This is a genomic window from Acinetobacter nosocomialis (assembly GCF_041021905.1).
GTDB classification, from domain to species: Bacteria; Pseudomonadota; Gammaproteobacteria; order Pseudomonadales; family Moraxellaceae; genus Acinetobacter; species Acinetobacter nosocomialis.
This window is the reverse complement of the sequence record NZ_CP157433.1, coordinates 1-16,455: the sequence shown is the minus strand read 5'-3', so window position 1 is coordinate 16,455 and position 16,455 is coordinate 1. Positions and strand designations below refer to the sequence as shown.

Here is a 16,455-nt window from a genome sequence, read left to right as displayed (position 1 = left end):
TGGTGTCTATGTCGGATAAAGAACTTAAACGATTGTCGGTCTTGCAAGAAATCTGTGATCAACGTATAACTCAATCCCAGGCTGCTCAGCTACTTCATATCTCAGAACGTCACATCAGACGCTTACTGCAGAAATACAAAGCTCAAGGTCCCGCTGCATTAGCCCATGCCGGTCGTGGCCAAATCAGCAATTCTAAACTTCCTGAAGAACTCAGACTTAAGTGTCTCAATATTGTTTCAGATCAACTTTATGGTTTCGGACCCACTTTAGCGCATGAAAAGCTCACCACCGTGCATGGATTCGATCTTTCAGTAGAAACCCTGCGTTCCTGGATGATTGCAGCCGATTTATGGATCCCTCGCTGCAAGCGCCTGAAACGACCATATCAGCCTCGTTATAACCGAGATTGTTATGGTGAATTGATCCAAATTGATGGCTCACACCATGATTGGTTTGAAGGTCGAGCACCTAAATGCTGTCTGCTAGTATTCATCGATGATGCCACAGGAAAATTGCAGCATTTACGCTTCTGTGCGTCAGAGTCAGCCTTTGACTATATGATTTCGACACGTTTATATATCGAACAGCATGGTAAGCCATTGGCATTTTACAGTGACAAACATTCAGTTTTTAGGGTGAATCAAAGTAGCAAGAAAGACACCAAGATTACCCAGTTTGGACGTGTTCTGAGCACTCTCAATATCGATATCATTTTCGCTAACTCCCCTCAAGCCAAAGGTCGTGTAGAACGAGCGAATAGAACACTTCAGGATCGTCTGATTAAGGAGATGCGTCTAGAAGGCATCAGTTCAATTGCAGATGCCAATAAGTGGCTGCCGTGCTTTATTGAGCAATTTAATCGTAAATTCGCCAAGATGGCTTTTAATTCCAAGGATCTACATCGGCCTATCGCTGAAACAGCCGAAGAATTAGATGATGTTTTTACCTGGCGTGAACCCCGCAGGGTCACGAACAGCTTGACGATTACTTATGATAAATGCGTATATATCTTGGAAAACAGCGAAGAAAATCAAAGATTGGGCGGCAAGTATCTTGAGTTCCTGGAATATCCGGATGGTACTGTAGCCATTGAATATCAGGGAAGAAAAATCAATTACAGCATCTTTGATAAATTAAGTCAGCTCAACCAGCGAGAGATCGTTGAGAATAAACGTTTGGGTTCTGTGCTGGCACATATTCAACAACAGCATGAACAACTGGAACACCAAAACAAACGCAATCGTTCTCAAAAGATGCCACGTAGACAAGCACAGAAAACAGCGATTGAACAACGAAATCTAAATCCTGTGCTTGACTTGGAAATGTCCATATAGGACATTTCTATTTGGTTATTAGGTAGGACATTTCTACTTGGGAATAACATAAAAAATGGAGCCTAAAGCTCCATTTTTTAATAACTTTTTTTAAATTGCTAAGCGTAAATTCAGTGCTTTTACAACTTTAATCACAGTATCAAAACTAGGGTTAACATCACCAGAAAGTGCTTTATAAAGACTTTCTCGGCCTAAGCCTGTATCTCGTGATAATTGAGCCATTCCTTTAGCTTTTGCAATGTTACCTAAAGCCTTTGCAATGAATGCGGCATCGCCATTAGATTCTTCAATACATGCTTGTAAGTAAGCCTGCATATCATCCTCTGTTTTAAGATGCTCAGCACTGTCCCATTTGCGAAGTTTAATAGCCATTTATAGCTCCTCCTCTAAATCTTGTGCCAATTGCAGGGCAAGTTTTATATCTTTACTTTGCGTAGACTTATCTCCGCCTGCTAAAAGAATAACAACCCTTTGCCCTTGCTTGCAGTAATAAATCCTATAGCCTGGCCCAAAGAAGAAACGTAATTCAGAAACACCTTCACCGACCGGCTCAGTATCTCCAAAGTTTCCATCTTCAACCCGATCAATTCGGACTTGTATGCGTCTTTTTGCCTGCTGGTCTTTTAACTTGGTGAACCAGTCATCAAAGACTTCAGTGGTATATATTGAGTACATAAGTAGAATGTATCCTATAGGATACATTTATGCAAGAAATAAACTTGATATTTGGGGCTCGAAACGGTGAATTTCGTATAACCGCCATTATGTTAAGTTAATCAAAATTCTTAATGCACCAAAACCTAAAAATTTAAATGGAGTAAAAATGACTTTAAAGGGGTTAGATATTCAAGAAGATTGTATCAAAGCTATTTCTAATGAATCTTTAATATTTGATATTAAGAATAAAGAGTTTTTAGAGGATATAGAAAATCTTTTATTACAGTATTTTCAAAATTTTAGTAATGATTTAAATGGAATTGAGTTTGATAATTTTTCTGTGGAGTTTTGGTTCGATGCAGGACAATTGATTATTTATCCTGAAAAAGATTTATTAGATCGTAAACCCTTTGAATCTGAATATGATTTAGATAGATTAGACCCTTATTTTTATCTAGTTTGTGAAGAATATAGGATATATTTTGATGACTTAATATCTCGAAAAGTAAGCGATCAAGTATCTGAAAAAGAAGCTATTTCTAAAACTAATGACGTAATTGATTGTGTAAGCAAAGCTATAAAAAATATAAATGATGAAAACAATCTTTTAAAGATGTTAGGCAGGCCTAAATTAGAAATAAGATATTTCGGTGTAACGAAAGAAGAACTTTTAGCAAAAGAAATTCTCGTGAAATGAAGTAGATATTTTTGTCGTATTAAGGAAAACTAAAATTAACATAATGGGCGTTATGCGAAGTCAAAAATGGGAGCTTAAGCTCCCATTTTTATTGATGATTTTTTAATTCTTTCAGCATAGCATCCCGTAAAATTTCATTCATTCGTGTTTGATAACCTTTGCCTTGTGCTTTGAACCAAGCAAGTACATCAGCATCTAACCGAATTGAAGTTTGTTGCTTCACTGGGCGGTAAAATTGATTTTGGCGTACAGCACTGCTCCAATCGGTAATTTCAGGAATATCTGATAGATCTAGCTGATCATCAGGAACCGTGCCTTTAGCAAGCAAGCGTTGAATTTCAGCATCTTGCTTCTCACCAAATTTCTCATTCAGCTCTTTGCGTGAGTATCTAACCATGCTCATATTTGTTTCGCTCCGCTTTAGTCACTTGCCTTGCACTAATGATTCGTATGATTTCACAGTCATCTTCATCAAAAATGGTGTGAGCCACCAATAACATTAGTACGCCTTTAACTCGTCCAATGGTTTGCCAACGTTCTTCACCATCGGTATGTCTGTCTTGGATTGAGATCCGTAATGGATCTTCAAAAACAAGGCTTGCAGTTTCGAAAGAGATATCATGCTTTTTCTGATTCTTTCGATTCTTAGCCTCATCCCATTCAAAATACTGTTCCATAAAAAACATTCAAATTTGTATATACAATAATGTATCACAAAATTGTATAACTCAAGTTGAGAAGCGTAATTTTTAGTCAAATTTATTGGCAAGAACTATCAAAACTGCTCATAAAAAAGCCGACTTGTTTCCAAGTCGGCTTTTGAACATCATCGAGCAAATAATTTATATCATAAGTTTTTGATTTTTATATTTTTCAATTTGTGTGTTATTCCCAAGTAGAAATGTCCTACCTAATAACCAAATAGAAATGTCCTATATGGACATTTCCAAGTCAAGCACAGGATTTAGATTTCGTTGTTCAATCGCTGTTTTCTGTGCTTGTCTACGTGGCATCTTTTGAGAACGATTGCGTTTGTTTTGGTGTTCCAGTTGTTCATGCTGTTGTTGAATATGTGCCAGCACAGAACCCAAACGTTTATTCTCAACGATCTCTCGCTGGTTGAGCTGACTTAATTTATCAAAGATGCTGTAATTGATTTTTCTTCCCTGATATTCAATGGCTACAGTACCATCCGGATATTCCAGGAACTCAAGATACTTGCCGCCCAATCTTTGATTTTCTTCGCTGTTTTCCAAGATATATACGCATTTATCATAAGTAATCGTCAAGCTGTTCGTGACCCTGCGGGGTTCACGCCAGGTAAAAACATCATCTAATTCTTCGGCTGTTTCAGCGATAGGCCGATGTAGATCCTTGGAATTAAAAGCCATCTTGGCGAATTTACGATTAAATTGCTCAATAAAGCACGGCAGCCACTTATTGGCATCTGCAATTGAACTGATGCCTTCTAGACGCATCTCCTTAATCAGACGATCCTGAAGTGTTCTATTCGCTCGTTCTACACGACCTTTGGCTTGAGGGGAGTTAGCGAAAATGATATCGATATTGAGAGTGCTCAGAACACGTCCAAACTGGGTAATCTTGGTGTCTTTCTTGCTACTTTGATTCACCCTAAAAACTGAATGTTTGTCACTGTAAAATGCCAATGGCTTACCATGCTGTTCGATATATAAACGTGTCGAAATCATATAGTCAAAGGCTGACTCTGACGCACAGAAGCGTAAATGCTGCAATTTTCCTGTGGCATCATCGATGAATACTAGCAGACAGCATTTAGGTGCTCGACCTTCAAACCAATCATGGTGTGAGCCATCAATTTGGATCAATTCACCATAACAATCTCGGTTATAACGAGGCTGATATGGTCGTTTCAGGCGCTTGCAGCGAGGGATCCATAAATCGGCTGCAATCATCCAGGAACGCAGGGTTTCTACTGAAAGATCGAATCCATGCACGGTGGTGAGCTTTTCATGCGCTAAAGTGGGTCCGAAACCATAAAGTTGATCTGAAACAATATTGAGACACTTAAGTCTGAGTTCTTCAGGAAGTTTAGAATTGCTGATTTGGCCACGACCGGCATGGGCTAATGCAGCGGGACCTTGAGCTTTGTATTTCTGCAGTAAGCGTCTGATGTGACGTTCTGAGATATGAAGTAGCTGAGCAGCCTGGGATTGAGTTATACGTTGATCACAGATTTCTTGCAAGACCGACAATCGTTTAAGTTCTTTATCCGACATAGACACCAACATATCAAACCGTCCGCTAAGGAAATTGCAAAAGCGCATATTCTAAAAGCGGACATTTTTACTTTGGAGAAACCGGACATTTCTATTTTGGGCTTACATTGTGCTTTCGTATAACGCCCATTATGTTAAATAGCATGCAATATTGGATACCATACTGAAATAAGTAAAACAGTACCTAATACTCGATTAAAGAGCACCATATGATGAGCTGTAGAAAGTATTTTTTTTGTGATTTTTCCTAAATAAGCCCAAATAAATAAACAAGGTAGAGAAATCAGCATAAAGATGAATGAAAATAGAATGAGTGACTGATAGTAGTTAGCTAGTTGTGCTGTATAAACAGTAATAACAGCAATAGCCATCAACCAGCTTTTAGGGTTGATAAACTGTAAAAAGAAGCCTGTAAAAAAACCATTTTTCTTATTTTGATTTTGGATTTTAGATTCTAGATCAGGTCTATAATTAAAAATTTTCCATCCAATATAGCTTAACCAAATGCCGCCAGTGAAACTTAATATTAATTGAATCTTGGGGTATTCATTGAGTGTTGTACCAATTCCAAGTCCTGTAATTAAGACTAATGATGCAGCACCAATACTTCCACCGAAGATTAAGCCTAATGTTTTTTTAATACTGAATTGATGACTTGTACTAAGAATAAGGAAATTGGTTGGTCCAGGAGTAATTGATGCAACAAAAGAAAAGGCACAAAAAGCTAAAATCGTTTCCAAAATAAAATCCAAAAATTAATAAACTATTTGGCTAGTTTGATAAATATCTTCAAGATATATCTAGAACATTTGTGCACGCTTTTTGATATTGATTCAATGTTATGCCATAACAACGTTTAAACCATCGACCTAGATGACTTTGATCAGAAAAACAAAGATATGAAGCAACAGTTGTTGCTGATAATCCTTTTCTTAACAATTCTTTTGCCTTATTTAAACGGAGTTGGATCAGATATTGATGTGGAGAACAGTTAAAGTTTTTTTTAAATACACGGTTAATATAAAAACGATCTGTTTTCACCAATGTTGAGAGTGTTTGTAAGTCTAAATCATGAAAGAGACTTTCATGTAAAATTTCTTTTAGCTTTAATGCAATATTAGGTAATGTCTGGATAGACTTTTCACGTTTATATAAAATTTTTTTATTTACTAAGTTTTCTAATAAAAGATCTAAATACGTATCTTTCATCAATTGAGATTCATTGTTATTCAATATATTGTAGGTTGAAAGTATCAAATGTGAAAGTTGAGGATCAGAACGTAGGGTTGATTCGATAGCAAGTTCGATAGGCTCATTAAATATTCCTTCATAGCTTTTTTTTAACCATGCTGGATCTAAATGCATCATTTTATAAGTGAAGCCGAGAGGATCTGGTGCATTACCATCATGAACTTCTTCAGGTTCAAGCATGAAAGTTTGACCTTGATAGCTATCAATAATTTTTTTTCTACAATTGAATTGTTGATGTCCTAACTCTGTTACCCCTATAAGATAACTTGAGTGTAGATGAGGATCGTATGCAAAGCCTTTGAAGTGGGCATGAATTAGTTCTATACCTGTAGACTTATCCTGTGTGACATTGACCCAATTGCTCATATTTACTTAATTAGTCCTAATGGATTTAGCTTATCAAAAATTATCTAATGAAGAAATTCTAAAATTAACATAATACACCTTATACAAAATGCCCTTGTAAGCCCTTAATCAAGGGCATTTTTAGTCTCTACTTAACATAAAATTTTGGTGGTGCTTCAAAAAGTATGCTGCCTTTAAATGAAGCCATTATTGATGTAAAAGAAAAGAAGGCTAAATCAAAAGCTTTAAAATGGTTTTCAAGCTTTTTTGAAAAATTACAGCTTCTTCTGAAGCTACGCCTAATTCTATGCCTTATTTTGCAATTATTGCCTTCAATACCTACAGTAAAAAATTTACCAATACTTTGCTTACCATTTTTAAAAGCAGTGATGAAACTGTCCCAATGATCACTTGCAATTCGGGTGTAGTGAATATCTAATTGTTTAAGCTTTGTCTTCAATTGTTAGACTGTAGCTAAATCTCGTTTACCCCAAACATAAGCAACAATTTCACCTGTTTCTCGATGATAGGCGTAAATAAGCCATTGTTTATTCTTTTTATTTCCAACAAAATTCCAGAACTCATCTACTTCGAGAGATTCATAATGACTTTGCTGAGGCTGAATTTCATAGGTTGATTCAGTTAAAGTACGTAAAACTTTACCGATACTGATGCGCTCAACTTCAGCAATATCTCGTATACCGCTGCCTCTGACCATCAACTGTAATATTTTACGAGTAATACCTGACTTACATCCTAGATAGCTCAGTGCATGATCACCAATAAACTGACGTTTACAGTCTTTGCACTGATAGTTTTGTTTCCCATCTACTTTGATACCATTTTTCTTTATACTATCACTGAGGCAGGTTGGACATTTGATTGCTAGAGTTATTTGCATTTCTCTATTTTATCAAAATCCAATCGGCTTTTTCTTCAGCATACTTTTTGAAACACTACCAAAAATAGATTAACCTCAAACTTCTAATTCTTATAAATAATGAAAAACACCCAACTTATCTAGCACATCTAAAGACAATTGTTTACGTAGAGCAATATCATCACCAGCTTTCATTTGCATATTTAAAGCAAATGCCACCACTTGCCCATCTGCCTTTTCAACAAAACCCACATACCAACCCACTTGCGGGTCTACAGCCATTCCCCAGCCACTTTTAGCATATAGACGATTCTCCCCTCTGCGCTCTACATACAACATCTCTTTCACTTGTTGCTGAACTTCAGGTTTAAAAGGCAATTGCCCTTGGGCTAAATCATACACAAACTTTACTTCTTGTATAGGTGTAATTGTCAAAGGCCCTTTCAACCAAAATTGATCAACTTCCGTGCCTATTTGCATATTGCCATAACCAATACGTTGCAATTCACTTTGCATTAAGCTTGGACCAATACGACGTGCCAATTCTTGATATACAGGCACTGTAGATGCTTGCATGGCTTCGCCCAAAGTAAAATCTTTGTCCCATGCTTTAAAAAAACGTGGCTTTCCATCCCACTTAAATATTTCTGTAGATGTTGCTTTATGATTTTCTAAACCAATTAGTGCATTGGCAATTTTAAATGTAGATGCAGGAATATAAGCTGTTTTTGCTCGGTCTAAATGCGTGCCATATTTTTTAATATTTTGACCATCATATGTGACAAACACAGCATCAGCTGAGATTTCATTAAAAAGCGCTTGAACATTCTGATCGATGATTGAGTTATTCACTTGTGGAATTGTACTTGTTTTTGCTCGACTCATACTATGCTCAGCACAAGCCCCAATACTTATGCTTAAGCAAACTAAACTCAATATTTTTAATAATTTCATGATATACAACTTTAAAATTTGGTAGTGTTTCAAAAAGTATGCTGAAGAAAAAGCCGATTGGATTTTGATAAAATAGAGAAATGCAAATAACTCTAGCAATCAAATGTCCAACCTGCCTCAGTGATAGTATAAAGAAAAATGGTATCAAAGTAGATGGGAAACAAAACTATCAGTGCAAAGACTGTAAACGTCAGTTTATTGGTGATCATGCACTGAGCTATCTAGGATGTAAGTCAGGTATTACTCGTAAAATATTACAGTTGATGGTCAGAGGCAGCGGTATACGAGATATTGCTGAAGTTGAGCGCATCAGTATCGGTAAAGTTTTACGTACTTTAACTGAATCAACCTATGAAATTCAGCCTCAGCAAAGTCATTATGAATCTCTCGAAGTAGATGAGTTCTGGAATTTTGTTGGAAATAAAAAGAATAAACAATGGCTTATTTTTGTTCAAAAGTCATATTTTACCTCGGAGAAACCGGACATTTTTATTGGTGAGAATATAGACACTTTAAATGGGTTCTAACACTCTCTGTTATTCCAAAGTAGAAATGTCCTATCTTAAAACCAAATAGAAATGTCCTATACAGACATTTCCAAGTCAAGCACAGGATTCAGATTTCGTTGTTGAATTGCTGTTTTCTGTGCACGTCTTTTTGGCATAGATTGAGAACGATTGCGTTTGTATTGCTGTTCCAATTCTTCATGCTGTTGTTGAATATGATTGAGAACAGCACCTAAACGTTTATTCTCAACAATCTCTCGCTGGTTAAGCTGACTTAATTTATCGAAGATGCTGTAATTGATTTTTCTTCCCTGATATTCAATTGCGACTGTACCATCCGGGTATTCTAGGAACTCAAGATACTTACCAATCAATCTTTGGTTTTCTTCCGTGTTTTCCAGGAGATATACGCATTTATCATAAGTAATCGTCAGGCTATTCGTGACTCTGCGGGGTTCACGCCAAGTAAAAACATCATCTAACTCCTCAGCAGTTTCAGTAACAGTCCGGTGTAAATCCTTGGGATTAAAAGCCATCTTGGCGAACTTCTGATTGAACTGCTCAATGAAGCAGGGTAGCCAGGCATTCGCTTGCTCAATCGAACAGATGCCTTCCAGGCGCATTTCTTTGATCAGACGGTCCTGAAGCGTTCTATTGGCCCGTTCTACACGGCCTTTGGCCTGTGGTGAATTAGCGAAGATAATATCGATATTCAGGGTGCTGAGTACGCGCCCAAACTGGGTAATCTTGGTGTCTTTCTTACTGCTTTGATTCACCCTGAAGACTGAATGTTTATCGCTGTAAAATGCCAACGGCTTACCATGCTGCTCAATATACAAACGTGTTGAAATCATATAGTCAAAGGCTGATTCTGATTCACAGAAGCGTAAATGCTGCAATTTTCCTGTGGCATCATCGATAAATACCAGCAGACAGCATTTAGGGGCTCGACCTTCAAACCAGTCATGGTGTGAGCCATCGATTTGGATCAGTTCACCATAACAGTCCCGGTTATAACGAGGCTGATACGGGCGTTTCAGACGCTTGGCGCGAGGAATCCATAAATCGGCTGCAATCATCCAGGAACGCAGTGTTTCCACTGAAATATCAAAGCCATGAACGGTGGTGAGCTTTTCATGCGCTAAAGGGCACTGTTGCAAATAGGCTGACATGATAAGCTAAATATCTTATTTATTTCGAGATACAGCAGATGAATCCCTTCCATGGTCGGCACTTTCAAGGTGAAATCATTCTTTGGGCTGTTCGTTGGTATTGTAAATATGGCATCAGCTATCGTGAACTTCAAGAAATGCTCGCTGAACGGGGTGTGAATGTTGACCACACCACAATTTATCGTTGGGTTCAGCGTTATGCTCCAGAAATGGAAAAACGCTTACGCTGGTATTGGCGTAATCCTACAGATTTACATTCATGGCATATGGATGAGACTTATATCAAAGTGAAGGGGCGATGGACTTACCTGTATCGTGCAGTTGATCAACGTGGTCATACGATTGACTTTTACCTTTCCGCTAGACGGAACAGTAAATCAGCCTATTGTTTTTTAGGAAAAATCTTCAATACGGTGAAAAAATGGCAAATTCCACGGGTCATCAATACAGATAAAGCAGCGACCTATGGCCATGCTTTATCACGGTTAAAGCGAGAAGGAAAATGTCCAGTAGATATTGAGCACAGGCAGATTAAGTATAAAAATAATGTCATTGAATGTGATCATGGTAAGTTAAAGCGGATCATCAGGGCCACATTAGGATTCAAATCTATGAAGACGGCTTATGCCACAATTAAAGGTATTGAAGTCATGCGTGCACTACGTAAAGGACAAGCATCGTCATTTTATTATGGTCAGCCTCAAGGTGAAGTGTGTCTAATCAACAGGGTTTTCGGTCTCTAAGCACTTTTAAAAAGGAACTTCATCGACTCAAATCTCTATTTGCAACAGTGCCGGAATTTGTCCACTTATTCCAATGATGATGAGAACTGCAGCATTGACTTAGATCGCCAGTGCTCAGTACTGGCCATCATGTAGCTTTTATCGCTTTAGCGCCTTAACTTATTTAAGTGGCGTAACTTGCATAACTTATGCATCCTATTTAAGTGATGTAAGTTATAGTATTCCGTGTCAGGAATCTGTCTACTTATCAGCGTCCGCGGAACTGCAGGATTTCTGGCTTTGTTGTTCGCAACGAGGGCTAATTCTGGAGTTCCGTATAAGGCATAATCAATAACGACATCTCGGCTGATAATCAGCGCAGTAACTTTAGCCAATCTCGCTGCAATTTCCATGTCAGGAATTTGTCCACTTATTCCAATGATGATGAGAACTGCAGCATTGACTTAGATCGCCAGTGCTCAGTACTGGCCATCATGTAGCTTTTATCGCTTTAGCGCCTTAACTTATTTAAGTGGCGTAACTTGCATAACTTATGCATCCTATTTAAGTGATGTAAGTTATAGTATTCCGTGTCAGGAATCTGTCTACTTATCAGCGTCCGCGGAACTGCAGGATTTCTGGCTTTGTTGTTCGCAACGAGGGCTAATTCTGGAGTTCCGTATAAGGCATAATCAATAACGACATCTCGGCTGATAATCAGCGCAGTAACTTTAGCCAATCTCGCTGCAATTTCCATGTCAGGAATTTGTCCACTTATTCCAATGATGATGAGAACTGCAGCATTGACTTAGATCGCCAGTGCTCAGTACTGGCCATCATGTAGCTTTTATCGCTTTAGCGCCTTAACTTATTTAAGTGGCGTAACTTGCATAACTTATGCATCCTATTTAAGTGATGTAAGTTATAGTATTCCGTGTCAGGAATCTGTCTACTTATCAGCGTCCGCGGAACTGCAGGATTTCTGGCTTTGTTGTTCGCAACGAGGGCTAATTCTGGAGTTCCGTATAAGGCATAATCAATAACGACATCTCGGCTGATAATCAGCGCAGTAACTTTAGCCAATCTCGCTGCAATTTCCATGTCAGGAATTTGTCCACTTATTCCAATGATGATGAGAACTGCAGCATTGACTTAGATCGCCAGTGCTCAGTACTGGCCATCATGTAGCTTTTATCGCTTTAGCGCCTTAACTTATTTAAGTGGCGTAACTTGCATAACTTATGCATCCTATTTAAGTGATGTAAGTTATAGTATTCCGTGTCAGGAATCTGTCTACTTATCAGCGTCCGCGGAACTGCAGGATTTCTGGCTTTGTTGTTCGCAACGAGGGCTAATTCTGGAGTTCCGTATAAGGCATAATCAATAACGACATCTCGGCTGATAATCAGCGCAGTAACTTTAGCCAATCTCGCTGCAATTTCCATGTCAGGAATTTGTCCACTTATTCCAATGATGATGAGAACTGCAGCATTGACTTAGATCGCCAGTGCTCAGTACTGGCCATCATGTAGCTTTTATCGCTTTAGCGCCTTAACTTATTTAAGTGGCGTAACTTGCATAACTTATGCATCCTATTTAAGTGATGTAAGTTATAGTATTCCGTGTCAGGAATCTGTCTACTTATCAGCGTCCGCGGAACTGCAGGATTTCTGGCTTTGTTGTTCGCAACGAGGGCTAATTCTGGAGTTCCGTATAAGGCATAATCAATAACGACATCTCGGCTGATAATCAGCGCAGTAACTTTAGCCAATCTCGCTGCAATTTCCATGTCAGGAATTTGTCCACTTATTCCAATGATGATGAGAACTGCAGCATTGACTTAGATCGCCAGTGCTCAGTACTGGCCATCATGTAGCTTTTATCGCTTTAGCGCCTTAACTTATTTAAGTGGCGTAACTTGCATAACTTATGCATCCTATTTAAGTGATGTAAGTTATAGTATTCCGTGTCAGGAATCTGTCTACTTATCAGCGTCCGCGGAACTGCAGGATTTCTGGCTTTGTTGTTCGCAACGAGGGCTAATTCTGGAGTTCCGTATAAGGCATAATCAATAACGACATCTCGGCTGATAATCAGCGCAGTAACTTTAGCCAATCTCGCTGCAATTTCCATGTCAGGAATTTGTCCACTTATTCCAATGATGATGAGAACTGCAGCATTGACTTAGATCGCCAGTGCTCAGTACTGGCCATCATGTAGCTTTTATCGCTTTAGCGCCTTAACTTATTTAAGTGGCGTAACTTGCATAACTTATGCATCCTATTTAAGTGATGTAAGTTATAGTATTCCGTGTCAGGAATCTGTCTACTTATCAGCGTCCGCGGAACTGCAGGATTTCTGGCTTTGTTGTTCGCAACGAGGGCTAATTCTGGAGTTCCGTATAAGGCATAATCAATAACGACATCTCGGCTGATAATCAGCGCAGTAACTTTAGCCAATCTCGCTGCAATTTCCATGTCAGGAATTTGTCCACTTATTCCAATGATGATGAGAACTGCAGCATTGACTTAGATCGCCAGTGCTCAGTACTGGCCATCATGTAGCTTTTATCGCTTTAGCGCCTTAACTTATTTAAGTGGCGTAACTTGCATAACTTATGCATCCTATTTAAGTGATGTAAGTTATAGTATTCCGTGTCAGGAATCTGTCTACTTATCAGCGTCCGCGGAACTGCAGGATTTCTGGCTTTGTTGTTCGCAACGAGGGCTAATTCTGGAGTTCCGTATAAGGCATAATCAATAACGACATCTCGGCTGATAATCAGCGCAGTAACTTTAGCCAATCTCGCTGCAATTTCCATGTCAGGAATTTGTCCACTTATTCCAATGATGATGAGAACTGCAGCATTGACTTAGATCGCCAGTGCTCAGTACTGGCCATCATGTAGCTTTTATCGCTTTAGCGCCTTAACTTATTTAAGTGGCGTAACTTGCATAACTTATGCATCCTATTTAAGTGATGTAAGTTATAGTATTCCGTGTCAGGAATCTGTCTACTTATCAGCGTCCGCGGAACTGCAGGATTTCTGGCTTTGTTGTTCGCAACGAGGGCTAATTCTGGAGTTCCGTATAAGGCATAATCAATAACGACATCTCGGCTGATAATCAGCGCAGTAACTTTAGCCAATCTCGCTGCAATTTCCATGTCAGGAATTTGTCCACTTATTCCAATGATGATGAGAACTGCAGCATTGACTTAGATCGCCAGTGCTCAGTACTGGCCATCATGTAGCTTTTATCGCTTTAGCGCCTTAACTTATTTAAGTGGCGTAACTTGCATAACTTATGCATCCTATTTAAGTGATGTAAGTTATAGTATTCCGTGTCAGGAATCTGTCTACTTATCAGCGTCCGCGGAACTGCAGGATTTCTGGCTTTGTTGTTCGCAACGAGGGCTAATTCTGGAGTTCCGTATAAGGCATAATCAATAACGACATCTCGGCTGATAATCAGCGCAGTAACTTTAGCCAATCTCGCTGCAATTTCCATGTCAGGAATTTGTCCACTTATTCCAATGATGATGAGAACTGCAGCATTGACTTAGATCGCCAGTGCTCAGTACTGGCCATCATGTAGCTTTTATCGCTTTAGCGCCTTAACTTATTTAAGTGGCGTAACTTGCATAACTTATGCATCCTATTTAAGTGATGTAAGTTATAGTATTCCGTGTCAGGAATCTGTCTACTTATCAGCGTCCGCGGAACTGCAGGATTTCTGGCTTTGTTGTTCGCAACGAGGGCTAATTCTGGAGTTCCGTATAAGGCATAATCAATAACGACATCTCGGCTGATAATCAGCGCAGTAACTTTAGCCAATCTCGCTGCAATTTCCATGTCAGGAATTTGTCCACTTATTCCAATGATGATGAGAACTGCAGCATTGACTTAGATCGCCAGTGCTCAGTACTGGCCATCATGTAGCTTTTATCGCTTTAGCGCCTTAACTTATTTAAGTGGCGTAACTTGCATAACTTATGCATCCTATTTAAGTGATGTAAGTTATAGTATTCCGTGTCAGGAATCTGTCTACTTATCAGCGTCCGCGGAACTGCAGGATTTCTGGCTTTGTTGTTCGCAACGAGGGCTAATTCTGGAGTTCCGTATAAGGCATAATCAATAACGACATCTCGGCTGATAATCAGCGCAGTAACTTTAGCCAATCTCGCTGCAATTTCCATGTCAGGAATTTGTCCACTTATTCCAATGATGATGAGAACTGCAGCATTGACTTAGATCGCCAGTGCTCAGTACTGGCCATCATGTAGCTTTTATCGCTTTAGCGCCTTAACTTATTTAAGTGGCGTAACTTGCATAACTTATGCATCCTATTTAAGTGATGTAAGTTATAGTATTCCGTGTCAGGAATCTGTCTACTTATCAGCGTCCGCGGAACTGCAGGATTTCTGGCTTTGTTGTTCGCAACGAGGGCTAATTCTGGAGTTCCGTATAAGGCATAATCAATAACGACATCTCGGCTGATAATCAGCGCAGTAACTTTAGCCAATCTCGCTGCAATTTCCATGTCAGGAATTTGTCCACTTATTCCAATGATGATGAGAACTGCAGCAATAAATTATAAAGGCAGGATAGGTGGTTACTTAACCAGCATAAGTTATGTAACTTATGCTAATTCATATTAAAATCACATGAAAGCAATCTTAATTAAAAACTTAGTATGAGAGGGCGTGGTCTTTTGTTTAAAGTGACAATTAACTAAAGGGTTACTTCTTGTATTTAGGAGCATAACCAACTTCTAACAAATAAGAAAAATACTTTCTAACATTATCGCTATCAAGAAGATCACTTGATATCCTTTCCTGAAAGTCTTCTAGAGTCTCTCCACGATGTGCGAAATCATTACCAAATTTTGGATAGTTAGTAATATCACATAGCTTTTTAGCAAAGAATATACATTGCTTAGCTGTCAATTTATAAGTTGGCTCTAAAGGAGCACTTGTACTCGTTTTATTTTGTTCTTTTTCTTCAAACATGAAATGTAATTCTGAAATATTTCTTCCCTCCTTTTTTTGTATATAAGAAACAGTAATATCCGTAAATTTGTTAATTTGATTTAAAGCTACGGTAAGAACCCTTTTTTTAAAGTCTCCCATCTTTTTATATTCATCTTCTATCAATCCGAGTTTTGATCTAAGCTCATCTATAGAAATATATAACTTACCAGTTGATCTCCAACGTATGAGTAACTCATACAGGCGAATAGCATAAATGCTTGTAAGTGGTGAGATTTGTTTAAGTTCATATCTTGTGAACTTTTCTTCAAGTTTTACAAATAAGGGGATAATATCTGGTGCAAAAATTAGTTGGACGCATCCCTCTTCCTTAACATAACCAACTTTTGAAACCCACCTACTTTTGTATATTCCTATTTTTCCAGTTATAGGATCTACTGCTTTATAATTCAAATGCCGTTCAAAAAGATTATCACATGCAGATTGTAACGCTTCATAAGATGCTTGACGTCCTAAATTAAACTGTTTCATGTATTCAGAAGCATGAATCGTAAGTATAGTATCAGAAGTAAGTTCTTTCTCAATTTCTCGAGCAGCAATGATCGCAATTAATATTAGCCTTTGCTCAGATAGATTTAGTGAATACGATGCTTCAACCAAATTATTATCTTTATATACTATGTTACTCAT

Annotated in this window: 12 protein-coding genes and 3 pseudogenes; 4 read left to right on the top strand and 11 right to left on the bottom strand. The window is 38.4% G+C overall.

Annotated features, from left to right (window positions below):
• The first annotated feature begins 8 nt into the window (after nt 1-8).
• On the top strand, nt 9-1,334 hold the full coding sequence (locus tag ABLC00_RS18655; RefSeq protein ID WP_008942541.1) for an ISNCY family transposase: 1,326 nt from the start codon (nt 9-11) through the stop codon (nt 1,332-1,334).
• Between the two features lie 90 nt (nt 1,335-1,424).
• On the opposite strand, the gene ABLC00_RS18650 is transcribed toward ABLC00_RS18655, so the two are convergent.
• The gene (locus ABLC00_RS18650; RefSeq protein ID WP_000985609.1) at nt 1,425-1,706 is read right to left on the bottom strand and encodes an addiction module antidote protein; all 282 of its coding nucleotides are present in this window, start codon (nt 1,704-1,706) and stop codon (nt 1,425-1,427) included.
• Nucleotides 1,707-2,009, bottom strand: a complete 303-nt coding sequence (locus ABLC00_RS18645; RefSeq protein WP_000286964.1) for a type II toxin-antitoxin system RelE/ParE family toxin — start codon at nt 2,007-2,009, stop codon at nt 1,707-1,709.
• A 148-nt stretch (nt 2,010-2,157) separates the two neighbouring features.
• On the opposite strand from ABLC00_RS18645, the gene ABLC00_RS18640 reads away from it, so the two are divergent.
• Complete coding sequence (locus ABLC00_RS18640; protein ID WP_000172759.1) at nt 2,158-2,688, top strand: hypothetical protein; 531 nt, start codon at nt 2,158-2,160, stop codon at nt 2,686-2,688.
• Between the two features lie 88 nt (nt 2,689-2,776).
• Here ABLC00_RS18640 and ABLC00_RS18635 read toward each other — a convergent pair whose 3' ends face one another.
• The 7 genes and pseudogenes from ABLC00_RS18635 to ABLC00_RS18605 all read right to left on the bottom strand — a co-directional run bounded on the left by ABLC00_RS18635 (nt 2,777) and on the right by ABLC00_RS18605 (nt 8,376).
• Nucleotides 2,777-3,091: a BrnA antitoxin family protein gene (locus ABLC00_RS18635; protein WP_004728120.1), complete on the bottom strand. Its 315-nt coding sequence runs from the start codon at nt 3,089-3,091 to the stop codon at nt 2,777-2,779.
• Nucleotides 3,078-3,365 carry a BrnT family toxin gene (locus tag ABLC00_RS18630; protein WP_000438825.1) on the bottom strand — a complete coding sequence of 96 codons (288 nt, stop codon included), beginning with the start codon at nt 3,363-3,365 and terminating at the stop codon, nt 3,078-3,080. Before ABLC00_RS18630 ends, ABLC00_RS18635 begins: the two co-directional genes overlap by 14 nt.
• 255 nt (nt 3,366-3,620) lie before the next feature.
• Complete coding sequence (locus ABLC00_RS18625) at nt 3,621-4,946, bottom strand: ISNCY family transposase (protein WP_008942541.1); 1,326 nt, start codon at nt 4,944-4,946, stop codon at nt 3,621-3,623.
• A 134-nt stretch (nt 4,947-5,080) separates the two neighbouring features.
• Nucleotides 5,081-5,686 (bottom strand): LysE family translocator, encoded by a 606-nt coding sequence (locus ABLC00_RS18620; protein WP_000447788.1) that lies wholly within the window; start codon nt 5,684-5,686, stop codon nt 5,081-5,083.
• A gap of 49 nt (nt 5,687-5,735) precedes the next feature.
• The gene (locus ABLC00_RS18615; protein WP_000073658.1) at nt 5,736-6,563 is read right to left on the bottom strand and encodes an AraC family transcriptional regulator; all 828 of its coding nucleotides are present in this window, start codon (nt 6,561-6,563) and stop codon (nt 5,736-5,738) included.
• A 173-nt stretch (nt 6,564-6,736) separates the two neighbouring features.
• Nucleotides 6,737-7,443: pseudogene (locus ABLC00_RS18610) on the bottom strand (IS1 family transposase).
• A 90-nt stretch (nt 7,444-7,533) separates the two neighbouring features.
• Nucleotides 7,534-8,376: a carbapenem-hydrolyzing class D beta-lactamase OXA-58 gene (locus ABLC00_RS18605; protein WP_002002480.1), complete on the bottom strand. Its 843-nt coding sequence runs from the start codon at nt 8,374-8,376 to the stop codon at nt 7,534-7,536.
• Between the two features lie 80 nt (nt 8,377-8,456).
• Here ABLC00_RS18605 and ABLC00_RS18600 point away from each other — a divergent pair.
• Nucleotides 8,457-8,825, top strand: a pseudogene (locus tag ABLC00_RS18600) (IS1-like element ISAba3 family transposase); the annotation flags it as partial.
• Nucleotides 8,826-8,959: 134 nt separating this feature from the next.
• Here the strand turns inward: ABLC00_RS18600 and ABLC00_RS18595 are convergent.
• Nucleotides 8,960-10,027, bottom strand: a pseudogene (locus ABLC00_RS18595) (ISNCY family transposase); the annotation flags it as partial.
• Nucleotides 10,028-10,092: 65 nt separating this feature from the next.
• On the opposite strand from ABLC00_RS18595, the gene ABLC00_RS18590 reads away from it, so the two are divergent.
• On the top strand, nt 10,093-10,797 hold the full coding sequence (locus tag ABLC00_RS18590) for an IS6-like element IS1008 family transposase (protein WP_001067790.1): 705 nt from the start codon (nt 10,093-10,095) through the stop codon (nt 10,795-10,797).
• A gap of 4,719 nt (nt 10,798-15,516) precedes the next feature.
• Here ABLC00_RS18590 and repM read toward each other — a convergent pair.
• Entirely contained in the window at nt 15,517-16,455 is a 939-nt protein-coding gene (gene repM / locus ABLC00_RS18585) for a replication initiation protein RepM (RefSeq protein WP_002046604.1), read from the bottom strand.